The sequence below is a fragment of the Acetobacterium tundrae genome (assembly GCF_008086615.1).
In the GTDB taxonomy this organism is placed as follows: Bacteria; Bacillota; Clostridia; order Eubacteriales; family Eubacteriaceae; genus Acetobacterium; species Acetobacterium tundrae.
This window is the reverse complement of record NZ_RXYB01000005.1, coordinates 186,606-201,126: the sequence shown is the minus strand read 5'-3', so window position 1 is coordinate 201,126 and position 14,521 is coordinate 186,606. Positions and strand designations below refer to the sequence as shown.

The following is a 14,521-nucleotide window of genomic DNA, read 5'->3' as shown; positions in this document are numbered from 1 at the left end:
CTGCGATTGTGCCGCCATCTGCAGCCGTGCCTCCTACTGCCGGTGTTTGCTCTTCCTGTGCGGAACTCACATTGTCCACCGCATAGGCAACAAGCATATCCACACCTGACATTGAGAATAGCATCATAAATGTCAAAAATAATGCCATGACTCTTTTAAACTTTTTAAACATAGCTCATTTCTCCTTTCATTTTTGATCTCTCCACCGTTCGTTTTCTTTCCATTTCAAATCCTTTCTTCAATTATTTTTTACCATCGTCTATTTACCAATATATTTATCCTCTTACTATATAAAGACAGTCTCTGGAAGCAAAAAAGCTCACTTTTTAATCTTTTTTTATTTTTTTGTAAATATTTTTAATAATTCTTGAGATTCCATATAAATAAGCTATAATAACTATATGATTCTATTTAAATTCTATTTAAAAAAATACCATTTTAGATAAAGGATGTTGATTATGAAACAATTTAAACCCTATAAACTTCTTCAGACAGTGATCATGATTTTTTTCACAATCGTATGTTTTATTCTTGCTTTATATCTGAGCCACCTTGACGCCCCTTTATCATCAAGCATTTATTTAACTTTGCTATTAATATGTATTCTGGTTGTTTTCATTATAAATTTTGTTTGTATTTTATATGATCTTTCAGTCTTTCAGAAAATGAGCCTCGATTATTTTGATGTTAATAAGATCGCCTATTTAGATCAGTTAACGGGTAAAGCCAACCGTTGCAGCTTTGATTTATTATTAAAAGATTTTGCCGCTGCAGAGGAAATCCCGAATATTGGTTGTCTTGCCTTTAGTCTTATTAATTTACCTTCAATAAATAAGACTAAAGGATATGAACATGGTGATCTAATTATTCGAGATTTTTCGGAAATGCTGAATGATCTCAGTGAATCCTATGGCATTTTCGGAAGAAACAGCGGTAATGAATTTATTGTCGTCATCAGACAATGTGACCATGTGAAAATCGAAGAATTTATTAAAGAATTAGATATCCAGATTGAGGTTCACAATTTTCTATTAGAATATCAGGGCATCAATTATCATTACGGTTGTGTTTTGAATGCAGAAGAGAATTTTGATGCAATTTCACAAATTATTTCCTTATCCATACAAAGAATGCTTAAAAAGAATGATCTTTAATTCATTGATCTGTTCTTCTTTAAAAAATATTGTTTGCAGTATTATAAGGAGTGCGTATAATGTCTGACTATGATTTTAACTATATTGCTTTATTGGTAAAAAAGGCACAATTCAATGATAGTGATGCCTTTGCCGAATTGTATTCTCTCACTTATAAAAGTCAGTATGCTTATGCGTGCAATTACTTTAATAATCAAGATCTTGCCCAGGACGCCCTCCAGGAAATTTATATTCTCGTACTAAAAAATATTCAAACATTAAAAAATCCGCAATTGTTTATTTCCTGGCTAAAACAAATTTCTTTTCGTGTTTGTTATGACATGAAAAGCAAGCAGCAGCACATCGAAAACCAGGAGGGCGGCAGTGAAAAAATCCTTCAATATGTTCGTGATGATCATGTTGACAATAACCCTGAAGCAAAGGTTGCGATGAAATCTAGTCACGTGTCGCTTCAAAACGCCATTAAAAAATTACCCCCTATGGAACGGGATGCATTGTTGCTGAAATTCGGTTCCAATATGAAACAGGAAGAAATTGCGCAATCAATGGGATGCAGCCTAAGTTCTGTAAAACGGTATTTAGCGAGAGGAAAAAAACAATTATACAATCTTCAACTTGAGGAGAAAAAAAATGATTTGTAATAAAGATAAAAAAAGCAACGAACTTCCTGATATACCACCAGAATTAGCGCAAAAAACACTGGATAACGTATTTAATGCCTGTAATGTAGAACCAAATAAAACGCCCATTCCGGTGTTAACAGCTGAGCGTAAAAACATCAAGCGTTTTCATCGATCCATTGTAAATTTATCAATTATTGCTATTATCTTTTTATTGTTATCTCCGCTGGCATTTATACGACCGCAGTTTAATTTAGCCACTGAATCAGTCAGTCAAAACAGTATCATCCTAAATATAGAGGTTTCCCAATTTGCCAAGCCCATATCTGTTAATGCAACCATAAACAATGAAACAATACCGGTAACAAAAATTTCCGATACTTTATATTCAGTCAAAGTTACCGATAATGGTGAATTAAATGTTATGGTAACTGGTCTTAATTATCAGATAACGACAAAGACAGCACACATTAGTAATTTAAAATAGTATTTTTGAATCCCGATCAATAATAATTTATGCGAAAGGACGGATTAATAAATGTACAAACACTCTTTGTACAGCGCTTATATCATCAGCCTCATTTTGATCACATTATTATCAACATCCTGTACAAATTCAGACGACCATTCATCCACCAATCCGTCATCATCAAACGTTAGATCAAATGCCCCAATGGTGTTGCAACCGGCCGCCGATGGCATCATTACCTACGGATCCGGCAGTGTCACGATTGATGCATCACATACCGATGACGGCTATGTGATGATCAACTACAACGGTTCAAGTGCTAATGTGAAACTGCAAATCACGGATCCTGCCGGTGTTGTCTATACTTATAATCTTCACAATGGTTATGAAACCTTTCCCTTAACCGGAGGCGATGGGATCTACTTAATTGTGATCTTTGAAAATGTCAGTGGCGATCAATATGCCACTGCTTTTTCGCAGTCGATTGATATAAAGATTACCAATCAATATGGACCTTACCTATATCCCAATCAGTTTGTCGATTTTGATGCCAGCTCTAAAACGGTCAGTAAAGGCAGTGAATTAGCCAATGGCGCAAAATCAGATTTAGACGTTGTCACAAATGTTTATAATTATGTAATCAAGAACATTAAATACGACAACACAAAAGCGCTCTCAGTAAAAAGTGGATATATTCCAGTTGTTGATGAAATACTAGCGAGTGGTAATGGTATCTGTTTTGATTATGCAGCAGTCATGGCCACGATGCTGCGTTCTCAGAATATTCCGACACGGCTTGAAGTCGGTTATGCCGGAACAGCCTACCATGCGTGGATCAGCGTCCATCTTGATGATATAGGATGGGTAAATGGTATCATCGAGTTTGACGGCAGTCAGTGGAAGCTCATGGATCCAACCTTTGCTTCAAATAACACAGAAAGCGAACTAAAAAAATTTATCGGAGATGGCAGTAATTATCAAACGAAATACATCTATTGAAACGGAGGAATTAGTATTGAACGCAAAACAACGCAAACCACTTTCAAACAATGAAATCTATACTTTTTGCGAACAAATGGGGATGATCCTAAAGGCAGGTATTTCTTCTATAGAAGGTATTTCCATTATGCTTGAAGATGCCACTGATGGCGAAGGCAAAGATATTCTCAATGAAATATACCGGCAGCTGGATTTAACCAGCAGTTTGTATTTGGCATTGTCTGCTACACATGTTTTTCCAAAATATGTTTTGGATATGACCAATCTCGGTGAAACTTCCGGAAAACTGGATGAAGTCATGGAATCCCTTGCGCTTTATTATCAACGCGAGGAAAATCTTTCTAAGGGCATAAAAAGCGCAATCACCTATCCACTAATTATGATCGGTATGATGATCCTGGTTATTGTGGTATTACTCGTTAAGGTTATGCCGATTTTCAATCAGGTTTTCATCCAATTAGGAAGTGAAATGACTGGTTTTTCCAAAGGAATCTTAGATTTCGGAAATATGTTAAGTCGTTATTCAGCTGTGTTTGTTGTTCTGCTCGCACTGCTATTGGTTTTAGTTCTATATCTGAATAAGTCCATTAAAGGAAAAGAACAGTTAAAACAATTTGGTTCAAAATTCTTTTTAACGAAAAATCTTTATGAGAAAATTGCTTTAGGCCGCTTTTCAAATGGTATGGCAATAACATTAAAGAGTGGCTTAGATACTGATCAAAGTATTGAATTAATCGCACAACTTGCTGATCATCCAATTCTTCAGGAAAAAATAGAAAGATGCAAAAAATACATCTCAGAAGGCGATAATTTTTCAGATGCACTCAATAAGTCGAATATTTTTTCCGGCATTTATTCTCGTATGCTTGCCATCGGCTATAAATCTGGTGTCATGGATGTAGCCATGCAAAAGATAGCCATCCAATATAATGAAGAGGTTGACACCTCAATCGGTCATTTATTATCAATTCTTGAACCAACATTAGTGGCTATTTTATCGACGATTGTCGGTATGATTTTGCTTTCAGTCATGCTGCCGCTCATGGGTATTATGATAACAATTGGCTAAACACCATCAGGGGGATGAACATGAACCGATTTAACAAACAAAATAAATCACTTTCATTATTTCCGAGATTACTTTTTTCCATTATCATTTTTATCGTCTTTTTTATCTTTTTTTATTATGGCATTTCTTCTGTTTCGCACACATCAATTGCAGAAGAAAAGCAAAGTCTTGAAACTGCTTTAAAACACGCCGTTGTTCACTGCTATTCGACCGAAGGCAACTACCCGGAAAGCTTAGATTATCTTGTCGAGCACTATGGCATCACTTATGACGCTGCTAAGTTTTTCGTGGATTATCGTCCCATTGCAGCGAATATCATGCCGGATATCACGATTATTTCTCTGGAGGATCCATCATGAATCTCAACAAGCCGAAAGCACATATCATTGATTATTTCTTTATTTTAGCTCTGTTTTGTGTTTTTACGGCCTCTGCTTTAGTGGTTGTCCTCATCGGGGTTAATGTCTATCAATCCACCATCACCAATATGAATGAAAACTATACAAGTCGTACCTCTTTAACCTATGTTACTCAAAAAATCCGCCAAAACGATGCAATTGGCGATGTTTCAGTTGGTGTTGTTAACGAAGCATCGGCATTAATTCTGGAAAAGAATTATAACGATATTCCCTATTGCACCTATATTTACACATTTAACGGCGAATTGAAAGAATTGTTTATAAAAAAAGGCCAGGCTTTTTCGCCTGGTGATGGGGAATCTATCATGGCTGTTCAAAACTTTGCTATTTCCAGGATCAGCGAACATTTAATCAAGCTGGAAACAACCGATTCCAAAGGAACAACACTCGAAACATTTGTTAGTCTGGCATGCAATGACTAACATTAACTGAAAGGGCATACACAATGTTTAAACAGCAATCATCCAAATATAGTTTGTTTCTTCTTGAATTGATTATTGCAATCTTTTTCTTTTCCATTTCAAGTGCTGTTTGTGTGCAGCTTTACGCTAAAGCCAATGTACTAAGCACTTCAACCAAAGATTTAAACATTGCCATAACAAAAGTTGAGGGGGCCGCCGAAGTAATGAAAAGCGATCCGTTAGATCCCAATGCGGCTCTTCTTTCTGCTTTTTCCGATTCAATTATAGAGGGCCAAACAATACAAATCGGTTATAATCAGAACTGGGAAGCGTGTCCGTTAAGCGAAGCTTCTTATTTAATGAAGATCGACTGGCAGCATCAGAATCAGATCGTATCAGCAACAATAGACATGAGGAAACTCTCCACGCAAGAAAGCGCTGACGACATTGACATTTATGATCTGAACATTATTAAGCACATCCCAAATACAATAAATTAGGAGTTCACTACCATGAGTAAAAAAGGCCCAAACATCTTAATCAATGTCGGAACCTCTTCACTGCTTGTAATCTTTGTTATTCTTTGCCTTGTTACTTTCGCTACTCTTTCACTCGTCAGTGCCAATGCGGATTACAAGTTAAGTCAGGAATTAGAATACCAGACCACCCATTATTACTCAGCTTCAAACACAGCAGAAACAATTTTAAATGATATTGATAATCACTTATTAACGATATACAGCAGTAGTATCTCCGAAGCCGATTATTTTAATAAATGCCAGGAACAGTTAAACCAGTCAGTTGATGGAATCACCTATAACCCCGTCACTAAAAGCATCACTTATCGACGTGAAATTTCATCAAACCAGGTTCTATCTGTTGCTTTAAATGTTCTTTATCCCAATGCTGTCAATAATCGGTTCTACGAAATAGCCACATGGCAGGAGATCAATACTGATACCTGGCAGCCAGATACCTCACTAAATTTATTGCAAATCAATTAGAACAGGAGAAAAACATGGACGTAATCGCACTATTAACCGAAGCTACTGAAGTAAATGCAACCGATCTGTTTATCGTTGCAGGCCTTCCCCTTTCATATAAAATTAATGGCATCATTCAAGGAAAAGATCAGGAAAAACTTTTCCCCCCTCAGACTGAAGAGATTATTTGCAATATTTATGAATTGGCCAATCATCGTAATTTTTCTGAATTCTTAAAAAAAGGAGATGATGACTTTTCTTTTTCTATAAAGGGGGTATCGCGCTTTCGTATAAGCACTTATAAACAGCGTGGCTCTTTGGCTGCCGTGGTTCGAGTGATCGCCTTTTATCTTCCCAAACCTGAAGATCTGGGAATCCCGAACGCGGTTATCAATTTGACAAATTACTCCAAAGGTATGATTTTAGTTACCGGTCCGGCAGGAAGTGGTAAATCCACAACCCTTGCTTGTATGATTGATTATATTAATTCGGAAAGAAGAAACCATATTATAACCCTCGAAGATCCATTAGAACACCTGCACACCCATAAAAAAAGCATTGTCAGTCAACGTGAAATCAGCACCGATACTGAAAGCTATGTAACAGCCTTAAGAGCTGCCCTGCGACAAAGCCCCGATGTTATCTTATTGGGGGAAATGCGAGATTATGAAACCATCAACATATCCATGACTGCTGCCGAGACCGGACATTTAATCCTGTCCACACTTCATACGATCGGTGCGGCAAACACCATCGATCGGGTCATTGATGTATTTCCTCCTAATCAGCAAAATCAGATTGCCATGCAGCTTTCGATGGTGCTTGATGCGGTTGTCTCCCAGCAGCTTGTCCCTGACGTTAACGGCAAACAAATTCCCGTTTTTGAAATAATGACGGTCACACCAGCCATACGTAATATGATCCGTGAAGGTAAAGTCCACCAGATTAATGGCATGATTTACTCTTGTTCTGGGGAAAATATGATTTCTATGGATGCCAGTCTTCTTAATCTTTATAACGCAGGTGCTATTACCAAAAAAACGGCCCTTCATTATGCTACAAATCCTGATATGCTTTCAAAAAAGCTTGGGTGAAGGAAGCAAAACGAGATCTGAGGTGAATGCTCTTTATCATTAATAAATCGAGATTTCTGTTATGGCGGTATCATGAAGACCATCGTCTGAGCCTGCAATTACATCTTTGATAACCACGCGTATTAAATCATTTGGGTTAATTAAAGTAACTACCGAAGCTCCATCAGCGTTGGTTATTGCTGATATCGTGGGTTCAATAACTTTAACCTTCTGACTAAACATGGCTTTTATTTCACCATTAAAGGAAAATAAAGCTATCGCCAATCCCAACACATCAGCAACAATACTCTCTGCTTAAACCTGCCGCACCTCCGGCAGTTCCTATTTTAACTTGACATTTGCAATGTAGCTATTTTAATGTGATAAAAAGCTGCTGATGAATATAGTTGCTCTTTATTTATATGACAGATTGCAAACGAGGCTTTAAAATCTATTTTGAAAGGAGTTTTTTATGTTTAATCAGTATTTTGGCAATTACCTTTTGGTAAAAAAATTAATCAAACCGGAAGAACTCAGAGTGATATTAGCGGAACAGAAATCAGTCAAGGTGAAATTGGGTGTTTTGGCAATTGATTCTGGTTATATGAATGCTTCACAAGTCGACAGAATCCATCGGTTCCAGGCCGCAAAGGATCGAAAATTTGGTGAATTGGCCATAGAAGAAGGGTATCTGACCGAAAATCAGTTGAATGAACTATTAAATGCACAGAAAAAATCAAACATTTTATTAGGCCAGCTTCTCATTGAGAAAGGTCTTTTTTCCCTCGAAAAATATGAAGCAGTTCTGGCTCAATATAGAGAAGATTCGCAATTGTCAAATGATGAAATTCAGGTCTTGAAAAATAATGACATCACGCAAATTACAAAGCTATTTCTTAAGACGTTATCCATTCACGATAACAGCATCCCGCAAGAGTATTTTGAACTTTTTCTGAGGAATATTGTACGCTTTATTGATGATGAGATCCGAATGGAACCAGCAGTTGAGGTTAATTCCTATCCATATGATTACCTGGTTACTCAGAGAATAGAAGGTGAACATCTTTTTTTTAGCGGTTTTGCTGCTTCAGAAACAGTACTGGCAAAATTTGCTTCCATTTATGCAGAAGAAGCGTTGGACAGGGTAGATGCATTAGCTAAAGATTCATTGGGCGAATTCCTTAATTGCCATAATGGCTTATTCTTATCCGAACTAGCCCATAAAGGTATCGAACTTGATCTGTTTCCGCCAGAAATTAAAGAGGCCGGTATTATTAAACCTGACGGAAAGTTATACGTTATCCCGTGCCATTTAAATTTTGGAAAAATCGATTTTATTTTTGCCGAAGCAAATCCTGATTTTACTGAAAAGATTGCCAATAATAAATAAAAAGTGTTAGAAATCAATGATAATTGGAGGTTTTTCTTGTGGCTAGAATATTGATTGTGGATGACTCAGCGGTATCCAGAAAGAAATTGAGAATGATTCTGGAAGCTGCAAAGCATGAAATTGTTGGAGAAGCCGGTGATGGCTTTGAGGGTTTTAAAAAATATGAAAATTAATCCTACTTGCAGAGTGGTGATGGTTACATCACTTGGCAAAGGCAGTACAATACTTGAAGCGCTTGATGCCGGGGCAAAAAATTATATCACAAAACCCTTTTCAGAGGATAATGTTATCAATACAATTGCTGAAACATTAGAATAATTGTAACAGGGAGAGACAACCTGAGTTCCGAAGAATCCAAATCGTCTCTTTTCTTTGTTTCATTACCTTCCAACTCAAGCAGTGGAACCTTCAGTAAGTTCAGTGGTTTGAACTGCATTGCGGATATTGAGCCAGTTCAATTTGTGACATTCTTTAAGTTGGCTTACATCGTTCTTTATTTTTTTACTGATCCAATTTGCCCGGCCCGGAACGCCTTGCTGTATTTTCTGCAATGTTTGTCTTTTCCCAACAATGCATAGGTGGCAAAAATAGTTCCCATCATGTCTCGGTTGAGTGGGTCCAGTACGGCTGAATCCATCCCGGCCTGAATGGCAAAGGCCATGGCTGTTTTATTCAAAAGTGCCCGAATGGGAAGCCCAAACGACATGTTGCTGATGGCGCCGGTAACATGAATCGTTGGGTATAATTCTTTGATCATTGATATTTCCGTGACAAAATTCAACATGGAGTTATTTTCGGTTGATAGTGCCATTACGCAAGGGTCGATGTGAATACGATCCACTGTGATGCTATATTTGGCCGCTTTTTCGACCATGATTTTTGTGATATCTACCTTAGTCTGTGCATCATTCGGTATTCCCTTGTTGTTGCAGGTTAGTCCCACGACTTCCCAGGTATTTCCTTCCATTAGCGGCAACAATATCTCGCATTTATCTCCTTCTTCAGAAATAGAATTCAACATTCCCGGTTTATTTGCATATTTAAATACAGCTTCAATTGCTCTTGGATTGGGACTATCAATGCAAAGCGGTGTATCTGTTGCATCCTGGACTACTTCAATGAGCCATTTAAGGGTTTCAATTTCGTCCTCTGGGGATGTGCTGGCGCAGACATCGATAAAATTAGCTCCTGCCTCTACTTGCTTTACAGCTCGATCCGCAATAAATACAGCATCTCTTTTTTCAATGGCTTCTTTCACCACTGGTATGCTGCCGTTGATCTTTTCTCCAATTATAATCATGTTTTCTCCTCCCGATATGTTTTTAATTTATGCCTCTATAAAATATTTCAACATGAATTTATTCTGATCTCATTTATAAACAATTATTCTTAACTGTTGTCTAATTTGCTTAACTATATCTCAATATAGCTACTGTGTATATTAAATTAGTTTCAACAAATGTGTTGAGTATCTCCATTAATCATTTTCTTCAAAATTCAACATTCTTTACCATCCTTTTCTAAAATTCCGCGCATCTCGAAGATATACACATGTATATCCTGTGTGTACATGTTTGTATTCGTATGATACACCCGTAATTAGTTTTTGTCAAGAAAACGATTCCATTTTTAGTCAATATTTTCAATGACGAAAGGGTGCGTTTCATAATTCTCTTATTGCGCTTTATAAATGAATTATATTATAAATAGATGTTCAAAAGAAACTTAAATATAAACAAATATCCTTTTTCTATTCAATCTTCATTTAGATTGTTAAATATCTGGGCAATTATTTTTTTTGTAAAAATATATTTTTTTATTGTTTACTTTTTGTAAAAACGGTGTTATATTGTACAAACTAGCAAACATTCAATATTGTAAAAAAGGAGGTGTTACGATATGTGAGATGAAAGGAGGAAAATAAGTTATTTAATTAAAACTATCAGATATCAAATTTTGAAAAAGGAGAATAATATATGGCAGGTCAAGCAACCAATAATGAAAAAACAAATAAACGGGATAAATTAACAAGAGATCTTTATGTACTCCCAAATTTTGGAGGCGCAACCTTTAAGGGCTATTTTGATTCATATTTATCGATGTTATTAACAGATATTTATATGATACCATTAGTTTTATCAGGTATATTAGAGATGATAAAAACGATAGTAGAATTTGCGTTTTCGCCTATATTTGGCGCTTTTCTTGATAGAGTTACTTTGCGAAAAGGCAAATATTGGCAATGGATCATAATCGGGTCAATCGGTGCTGCAGTATCATATATGATACTGTTTGCCTTGCCGGCACTTACATCAGCACCTGAAAAATTAGGGTTCTTTGTATTTGTGTTAAGTATAATCCTTGCAGTTTTTCTAGCGATGGTAAATGTAACCGTTGTCTCTCTTTATCCCAGACTGGCACCTGATCCCAAAATAAGAACTCACTTATCAGTTGCCCAAAAAATTGGTCGAGATGGTGGGAAAACCTTATGGGGATATGTTGCACCTGCTCTTCTGATACTTTTAACCGCAAAAACCGGTTCTGAAGCTGGTGGCTGGGCAACAACCGGTTTAATACTCGGAACATTTGGAGTCATCTGTTATCTTGCTTTTGCTTCAGTTTTACGAGGAACTTCCATGGAGCAGGATGCAATTGCTGCGAAATCAGCAGTGACTTCACAAAGAAAACCAAAAATACCCTTAAAAACTGTTGTTAAAGGATTATTTACAAATCGAGCACTTTTAGTCATGTTTTTGTTTATGGCACTCTATAAAACTTTCTACTTCTTCCAAGTTATGAGTGCAACATACTTTTTCAAATATGTCGCTAAAGACTTCGCGTCTTTGGGAATATTTATGCTGGCATTTAACCTTAGTGCCGTAGTGGGTGTAATTTGTGGATTGTTTTGGGTGAAAATATTTAAGGATTCTAAAAAAGCGTTTGTAGCAGGGGGTGTGGTTCAAATAATCATATTGCTAATTGCTACCCTAACGTTTAATAATTTAACAACTGGAATGTTCATCGCCGTTATTTCATGTGCAAGCTTCTTCGGAGGTATTGTTGAAACATATATAATGCCAATGTTTGCTGCTGCTGCTGATTATGGGGCTTGGAAAACAGGCGAACGAACAGATGGTTTAAGCATGTCCCTGTTTTCTGTATCAGTTCGTGTCGGAATGACATTGTCTACCTTTGTAAGAACGGCATTATTAGCAACAGCCGGATATAATGCTGCAGCATATGTAAATGGAGTGGGACCTTCACAGGATGTTATTAGTACACTTATTAATTTACAAACAATCCTACCACTTGCTTTGGCAGTTGTTTGCTTTGGTCTCGTTGCAGTACTTTATCCTCTAAACGATAAAAAACTTGCGCGAATTAAAGAAGAAATTGAAGCTGGCAGAGTTGGAGAAAACGCAGATATGAGTATCCTAAATTAAATATTTTCATTAACTCTAACTTAACTATTGAAAAAAATAAAATTATACTAAGGAGATTATAGATTGAATAAGCAAGAAATAAGCAAAGAATCACAAGAAAAGAATCAAAATTTTATTGATGTATATGAGGGGAATATACCCAAAAGAATACCAATATCAATAGATGTCGACGGTGCCGCCAGTATCGAGTATGCGGGAATGAATTTAATTACCGCTCAATACAGTGCAGATAAAATGATCGAAGCAATGGAATTTACAAATGGATTATTTGATACGGACCTAGTAGTTGGTTTTTCCGCCAGATTACCCTCGTTTTATAAAATGCTTGGAGCCAATAATTACGTTATGGGTGGAGATGGATTTATGCAACACCCAGATGTTCATGGCATTGAGCCAGAGGATTATGATGCATTAATCAGTGATCCCGTTAAAGTGTGTTGGGAAAAAGTATTACCAAAATTCTATGACGAATTGGCAAAGCCTGCACCTGAAAATATGATTGCTCTCATGAAAATGCAAATGTCGAAGGATCTTATCATGGGAAAAATAGGACCCGCGTCGAAACGTATTGCTGGAAAATATGGAAAAGTTACCGAAAAATTCAAAGTTAAAAGAACCAGAGCGCCTTTTGATTTACTTGCAGATACATTTAGATCTTTTACTGGAATAAGTTCGGATATCAGAAGATATCCAGCAAAAGTATTGGATGCATGCGAAGCGTTGTTTCCTCTTGCCTTAAAACTGGGAATGCCGACAACGGAACCTGCAAAAAAAACGCGTGTTGGAATCTCACTGCATATGGCTCCATATATGAGAGAAAAAGATTTTGAAAAGTTCTGGTGGCCAACTTTTAAAAGAATGGTTGAAAAAATTGTGGATTCAGGATATGGGGTATCCATGTTTTGCGAAGAAGACTGGATGCGGTATTTAGATTATTTGTATGAACTCCCCGCCGGCTGCGAAATGCAATTTGAACACGGTGATCCAGAATTTGTAAAAAGCAAAATAGGTGACAAGCATATCATACAAGGCCTCTTTCCTTTGGCCTTATTGAGATATGGTACTATCCCAGAAGTTGAAGACAAAGCTAAAGAATATATGGATATATTGGCACCTGGAGGGAATTATATTTTTGGTATTGACAAATCGATTCTCAGAGCCAGCGATTTAAAAATCGAGAATTTACAGGCACTAATAAAATGCGTCAAAGAATATGGTACTTACTAAATAATAAAAAGGAGATTTTGAAATGGAGTTAAAATCAGAATATTATCGAACGTTAGAGGAGAATTTAGAGAAATACGAAATCCCCGCTGAAGCGATTGAAGCTGCAAAAGAAAGCATTCAAGGACCTGAAGAAGCCTTAATGGGTTTACTGTCTTTTTTAATAACGTAAAATAAAATCGCTAAATTTTGGAACAGTCCATGTTTGATTCCGCTTTGTGTCGTGTTGTGTGTTAACTTCATCCCCACACGCTTTCTTTCATGGACTTATTTATTTGCCGCAGCTTTATTATTCATTTCTACTATTTCTTTATCCATACCCTATGCTTAATCGCTATCGGAATATGACTCTTGGTATTCCCATTTCAACGACATTTGTATTTTTAAAAATGTAATGTACAAAAAATCTGAATGACAGGGATTGTCTCTTTCATGAAACCAAAAATTTTATCCCAGAAGCGTCGATACTATTATATAAGATTAAAGATTCATTCAATGCCTTACCAACTATTTTATGATCAACTTCAAATAGTCTGGGAGCAATGCATGCTATCGTGTCCACAAGTCCTTGAATTGAAAGATCTAATTCCTTTGAGTAATAGCGCAGTAATAATTCATGTCGAGCACCAAATTCAGCTATAATGTATGATTTAAGTATTTCTCGAGGCAGAGTAATATTGTTTTCATCTAGAATCCTTTGGTAGGCTACGTCTACCCGGTCAAATAACATTTCAAATTTAGAATTTGTAATGAGAAAATGAGAATTATTTTTATCTACCAAAATATTATTGTAATATATTCTCAAACTCGTGATTTGACGGAGTAAAAAGCTATCGAGTTTATCTCCAATTTCCGCATCGATAAACTTTAAAATGTTGTCAATATATTCTGCATATATCTGCTTCACAATATTTTCTTTATTTTTAAAATGATAATTTGTTAAACCAATAGGCACATTTGCATGTTCAGAAATTAATCGAATCGTAGTTTTTTGATATCCTATTTCATAAAAGAGATTTTTGGCTGTCAGAAAAATATTTTGTTTTGTTTCTATTCCGTTAATATACATGCTTACTTCCCTCCCAATATATTATATACTAACATTTCACAGATAAATGTCAATATTTTATTGCTTTTTGACACAAAGGGACGGTTCTTTTGTGTTCTTTTAGGGGTAAAAAATTATCAGATATTTCTCTGGATAAGTTTTCGCTGGTGGCTGCGGTTTGCAGCTTTTGTCTGTTTCACTAAAATGCCGACAGTCGTGACAAGTGTGA

Annotated in this window: 19 protein-coding genes; 16 read left to right on the top strand and 3 right to left on the bottom strand. The window is 36.3% G+C overall.

The window, feature by feature from the left end:
• Positions 1-458 precede the first annotated feature (458 nt).
• The 10 genes from FZC40_RS06415 to FZC40_RS06370 are packed head-to-tail and all read left to right on the top strand — an operon-like array spanning position 459 to position 7,208.
• The gene (locus FZC40_RS06415; RefSeq protein WP_186843742.1) at positions 459-1,154 is read left to right on the top strand and encodes a GGDEF domain-containing protein; all 696 of its coding nucleotides are present in this window, start codon (positions 459-461) and stop codon (positions 1,152-1,154) included.
• Positions 1,155-1,213: 59 nt separating this feature from the next.
• Positions 1,214-1,795, top strand: coding sequence for an RNA polymerase sigma factor (locus FZC40_RS06410; RefSeq protein WP_148603083.1), 582 nt, complete (start codon positions 1,214-1,216; stop codon positions 1,793-1,795).
• Positions 1,785-2,261, top strand: coding sequence for a hypothetical protein (locus FZC40_RS06405; protein WP_148603082.1), 477 nt, complete (start codon positions 1,785-1,787; stop codon positions 2,259-2,261). Before FZC40_RS06410 ends, FZC40_RS06405 begins: the two co-directional genes overlap by 11 nt.
• Before the next feature lie 51 nt (positions 2,262-2,312).
• Complete coding sequence (locus FZC40_RS06400) at positions 2,313-3,242, top strand: transglutaminase-like domain-containing protein (RefSeq protein ID WP_148603081.1); 930 nt, start codon at positions 2,313-2,315, stop codon at positions 3,240-3,242.
• Positions 3,243-3,258: 16 nt separating this feature from the next.
• On the top strand, positions 3,259-4,311 hold the full coding sequence (locus tag FZC40_RS06395) for a type II secretion system F family protein (RefSeq protein WP_243135764.1): 1,053 nt from the start codon (positions 3,259-3,261) through the stop codon (positions 4,309-4,311).
• Positions 4,312-4,331: 20 nt separating this feature from the next.
• Positions 4,332-4,670 (top strand): hypothetical protein, encoded by a 339-nt coding sequence (locus FZC40_RS06390; RefSeq protein ID WP_148603079.1) that lies wholly within the window; start codon positions 4,332-4,334, stop codon positions 4,668-4,670.
• On the top strand, positions 4,667-5,152 hold the full coding sequence (locus FZC40_RS06385) for a DUF4860 domain-containing protein (protein ID WP_148603078.1): 486 nt from the start codon (positions 4,667-4,669) through the stop codon (positions 5,150-5,152). The genes FZC40_RS06390 and FZC40_RS06385 overlap by 4 nt, the downstream gene beginning before the upstream one ends.
• Before the next feature lie 23 nt (positions 5,153-5,175).
• On the top strand, positions 5,176-5,631 hold the full coding sequence (locus FZC40_RS06380; protein WP_148603077.1) for a type IV pilus modification PilV family protein: 456 nt from the start codon (positions 5,176-5,178) through the stop codon (positions 5,629-5,631).
• 12 nt (positions 5,632-5,643) lie between these two features.
• The gene (locus tag FZC40_RS06375) at positions 5,644-6,135 is read left to right on the top strand and encodes a hypothetical protein (RefSeq protein ID WP_148603076.1); all 492 of its coding nucleotides are present in this window, start codon (positions 5,644-5,646) and stop codon (positions 6,133-6,135) included.
• 14 nt (positions 6,136-6,149) lie between these two features.
• Positions 6,150-7,208, top strand: coding sequence for a type IV pilus twitching motility protein PilT (locus FZC40_RS06370; protein ID WP_148603075.1), 1,059 nt, complete (start codon positions 6,150-6,152; stop codon positions 7,206-7,208).
• 39 nt (positions 7,209-7,247) lie between these two features.
• Here FZC40_RS06370 and FZC40_RS06365 read toward each other — a convergent pair whose 3' ends face one another.
• Positions 7,248-7,472 carry a hypothetical protein gene (locus FZC40_RS06365; RefSeq protein WP_148603074.1) on the bottom strand — a complete coding sequence of 75 codons (225 nt, stop codon included), beginning with the start codon at positions 7,470-7,472 and terminating at the stop codon, positions 7,248-7,250.
• Between the two features lie 187 nt (positions 7,473-7,659).
• On the opposite strand from FZC40_RS06365, the gene FZC40_RS06360 reads away from it, so the two are divergent.
• Genes FZC40_RS06360 through FZC40_RS17390 form a run of 3 tightly spaced genes read left to right on the top strand, consistent with a single transcriptional unit; the run spans position 7,660 to position 8,895 of the window.
• Positions 7,660-8,577: a cyclic di-GMP-binding domain-containing protein, MshE-related gene (locus tag FZC40_RS06360; protein ID WP_148603073.1), complete on the top strand. Its 918-nt coding sequence runs from the start codon at positions 7,660-7,662 to the stop codon at positions 8,575-8,577.
• Between the two features lie 38 nt (positions 8,578-8,615).
• Complete coding sequence (locus FZC40_RS17565; protein ID WP_279233314.1) at positions 8,616-8,750, top strand: response regulator; 135 nt, start codon at positions 8,616-8,618, stop codon at positions 8,748-8,750.
• Positions 8,751-8,769: 19 nt separating this feature from the next.
• On the top strand, positions 8,770-8,895 hold the full coding sequence (locus FZC40_RS17390; protein WP_243135763.1) for a response regulator: 126 nt from the start codon (positions 8,770-8,772) through the stop codon (positions 8,893-8,895).
• Between the two features lie 175 nt (positions 8,896-9,070).
• Here the strand turns inward: FZC40_RS17390 and FZC40_RS06350 are convergent, their stop codons facing one another.
• Positions 9,071-9,877 (bottom strand): methyltetrahydrofolate cobalamin methyltransferase, encoded by an 807-nt coding sequence (locus FZC40_RS06350; RefSeq protein WP_148603072.1) that lies wholly within the window; start codon positions 9,875-9,877, stop codon positions 9,071-9,073.
• Positions 9,878-10,553: 676 nt separating this feature from the next.
• Between FZC40_RS06350 and FZC40_RS06345 the strand changes: the two genes are divergently transcribed.
• From FZC40_RS06345 to FZC40_RS17070, 3 genes are all read left to right on the top strand, one after another.
• On the top strand, positions 10,554-12,020 hold the full coding sequence (locus FZC40_RS06345) for an MFS transporter (protein ID WP_148603071.1): 1,467 nt from the start codon (positions 10,554-10,556) through the stop codon (positions 12,018-12,020).
• A 63-nt stretch (positions 12,021-12,083) separates the two neighbouring features.
• Complete coding sequence (locus FZC40_RS06340; RefSeq protein WP_207724255.1) at positions 12,084-13,247, top strand: uroporphyrinogen decarboxylase family protein; 1,164 nt, start codon at positions 12,084-12,086, stop codon at positions 13,245-13,247.
• A gap of 22 nt (positions 13,248-13,269) precedes the next feature.
• A complete protein-coding gene (locus FZC40_RS17070; protein ID WP_186843741.1) occupies positions 13,270-13,416 on the top strand; it encodes a hypothetical protein in 147 nt (48 codons plus the stop codon).
• Between the two features lie 258 nt (positions 13,417-13,674).
• Here the strand turns inward: FZC40_RS17070 and FZC40_RS06335 are convergent, their stop codons facing one another.
• Positions 13,675-14,313, bottom strand: a complete 639-nt coding sequence (locus FZC40_RS06335) for a TetR/AcrR family transcriptional regulator (RefSeq protein WP_148603070.1) — start codon at positions 14,311-14,313, stop codon at positions 13,675-13,677.
• Between the last annotated feature and the right edge of the window lie 208 nt (positions 14,314-14,521).

What these genes read in the sequence shown, in the direction of transcription:
- FZC40_RS06415 (WP_186843742.1), top strand. Translation starts at nt 459, where the DNA reads ATGAAACAATTTAAACCCTATAAACTTCTTCAGACAGTGATCATGATT.
- FZC40_RS06410 (WP_148603083.1), top strand. Translation starts at nt 1,214, where the DNA reads ATGTCTGACTATGATTTTAACTATATTGCTTTATTGGTAAAAAAGGCA.
- FZC40_RS06405 (WP_148603082.1), top strand. Translation starts at nt 1,785, where the DNA reads ATGATTTGTAATAAAGATAAAAAAAGCAACGAACTTCCTGATATACCA.
- FZC40_RS06400 (WP_148603081.1), top strand. Translation starts at nt 2,313, where the DNA reads ATGTACAAACACTCTTTGTACAGCGCTTATATCATCAGCCTCATTTTG.
- FZC40_RS06390 (WP_148603079.1), top strand. Translation starts at nt 4,332, where the DNA reads ATGAACCGATTTAACAAACAAAATAAATCACTTTCATTATTTCCGAGA.
- FZC40_RS06385 (WP_148603078.1), top strand. Translation starts at nt 4,667, where the DNA reads ATGAATCTCAACAAGCCGAAAGCACATATCATTGATTATTTCTTTATT.
- FZC40_RS06380 (WP_148603077.1), top strand. Translation starts at nt 5,176, where the DNA reads ATGTTTAAACAGCAATCATCCAAATATAGTTTGTTTCTTCTTGAATTG.
- FZC40_RS06375 (WP_148603076.1), top strand. Translation starts at nt 5,644, where the DNA reads ATGAGTAAAAAAGGCCCAAACATCTTAATCAATGTCGGAACCTCTTCA.
- FZC40_RS06370 (WP_148603075.1), top strand. Translation starts at nt 6,150, where the DNA reads ATGGACGTAATCGCACTATTAACCGAAGCTACTGAAGTAAATGCAACC.
- FZC40_RS06360 (WP_148603073.1), top strand. Translation starts at nt 7,660, where the DNA reads ATGTTTAATCAGTATTTTGGCAATTACCTTTTGGTAAAAAAATTAATC.
- FZC40_RS17390 (WP_243135763.1), top strand. Translation starts at nt 8,770, where the DNA reads ATGGTTACATCACTTGGCAAAGGCAGTACAATACTTGAAGCGCTTGAT.
- FZC40_RS06350 (WP_148603072.1), bottom strand. Translation starts at nt 9,877, where the DNA reads ATGATTATAATTGGAGAAAAGATCAACGGCAGCATACCAGTGGTGAAA.
- FZC40_RS06345 (WP_148603071.1), top strand. Translation starts at nt 10,554, where the DNA reads ATGGCAGGTCAAGCAACCAATAATGAAAAAACAAATAAACGGGATAAA.
- FZC40_RS17070 (WP_186843741.1), top strand. Translation starts at nt 13,270, where the DNA reads ATGGAGTTAAAATCAGAATATTATCGAACGTTAGAGGAGAATTTAGAG.
- FZC40_RS06335 (WP_148603070.1), bottom strand. Translation starts at nt 14,313, where the DNA reads ATGTATATTAACGGAATAGAAACAAAACAAAATATTTTTCTGACAGCC.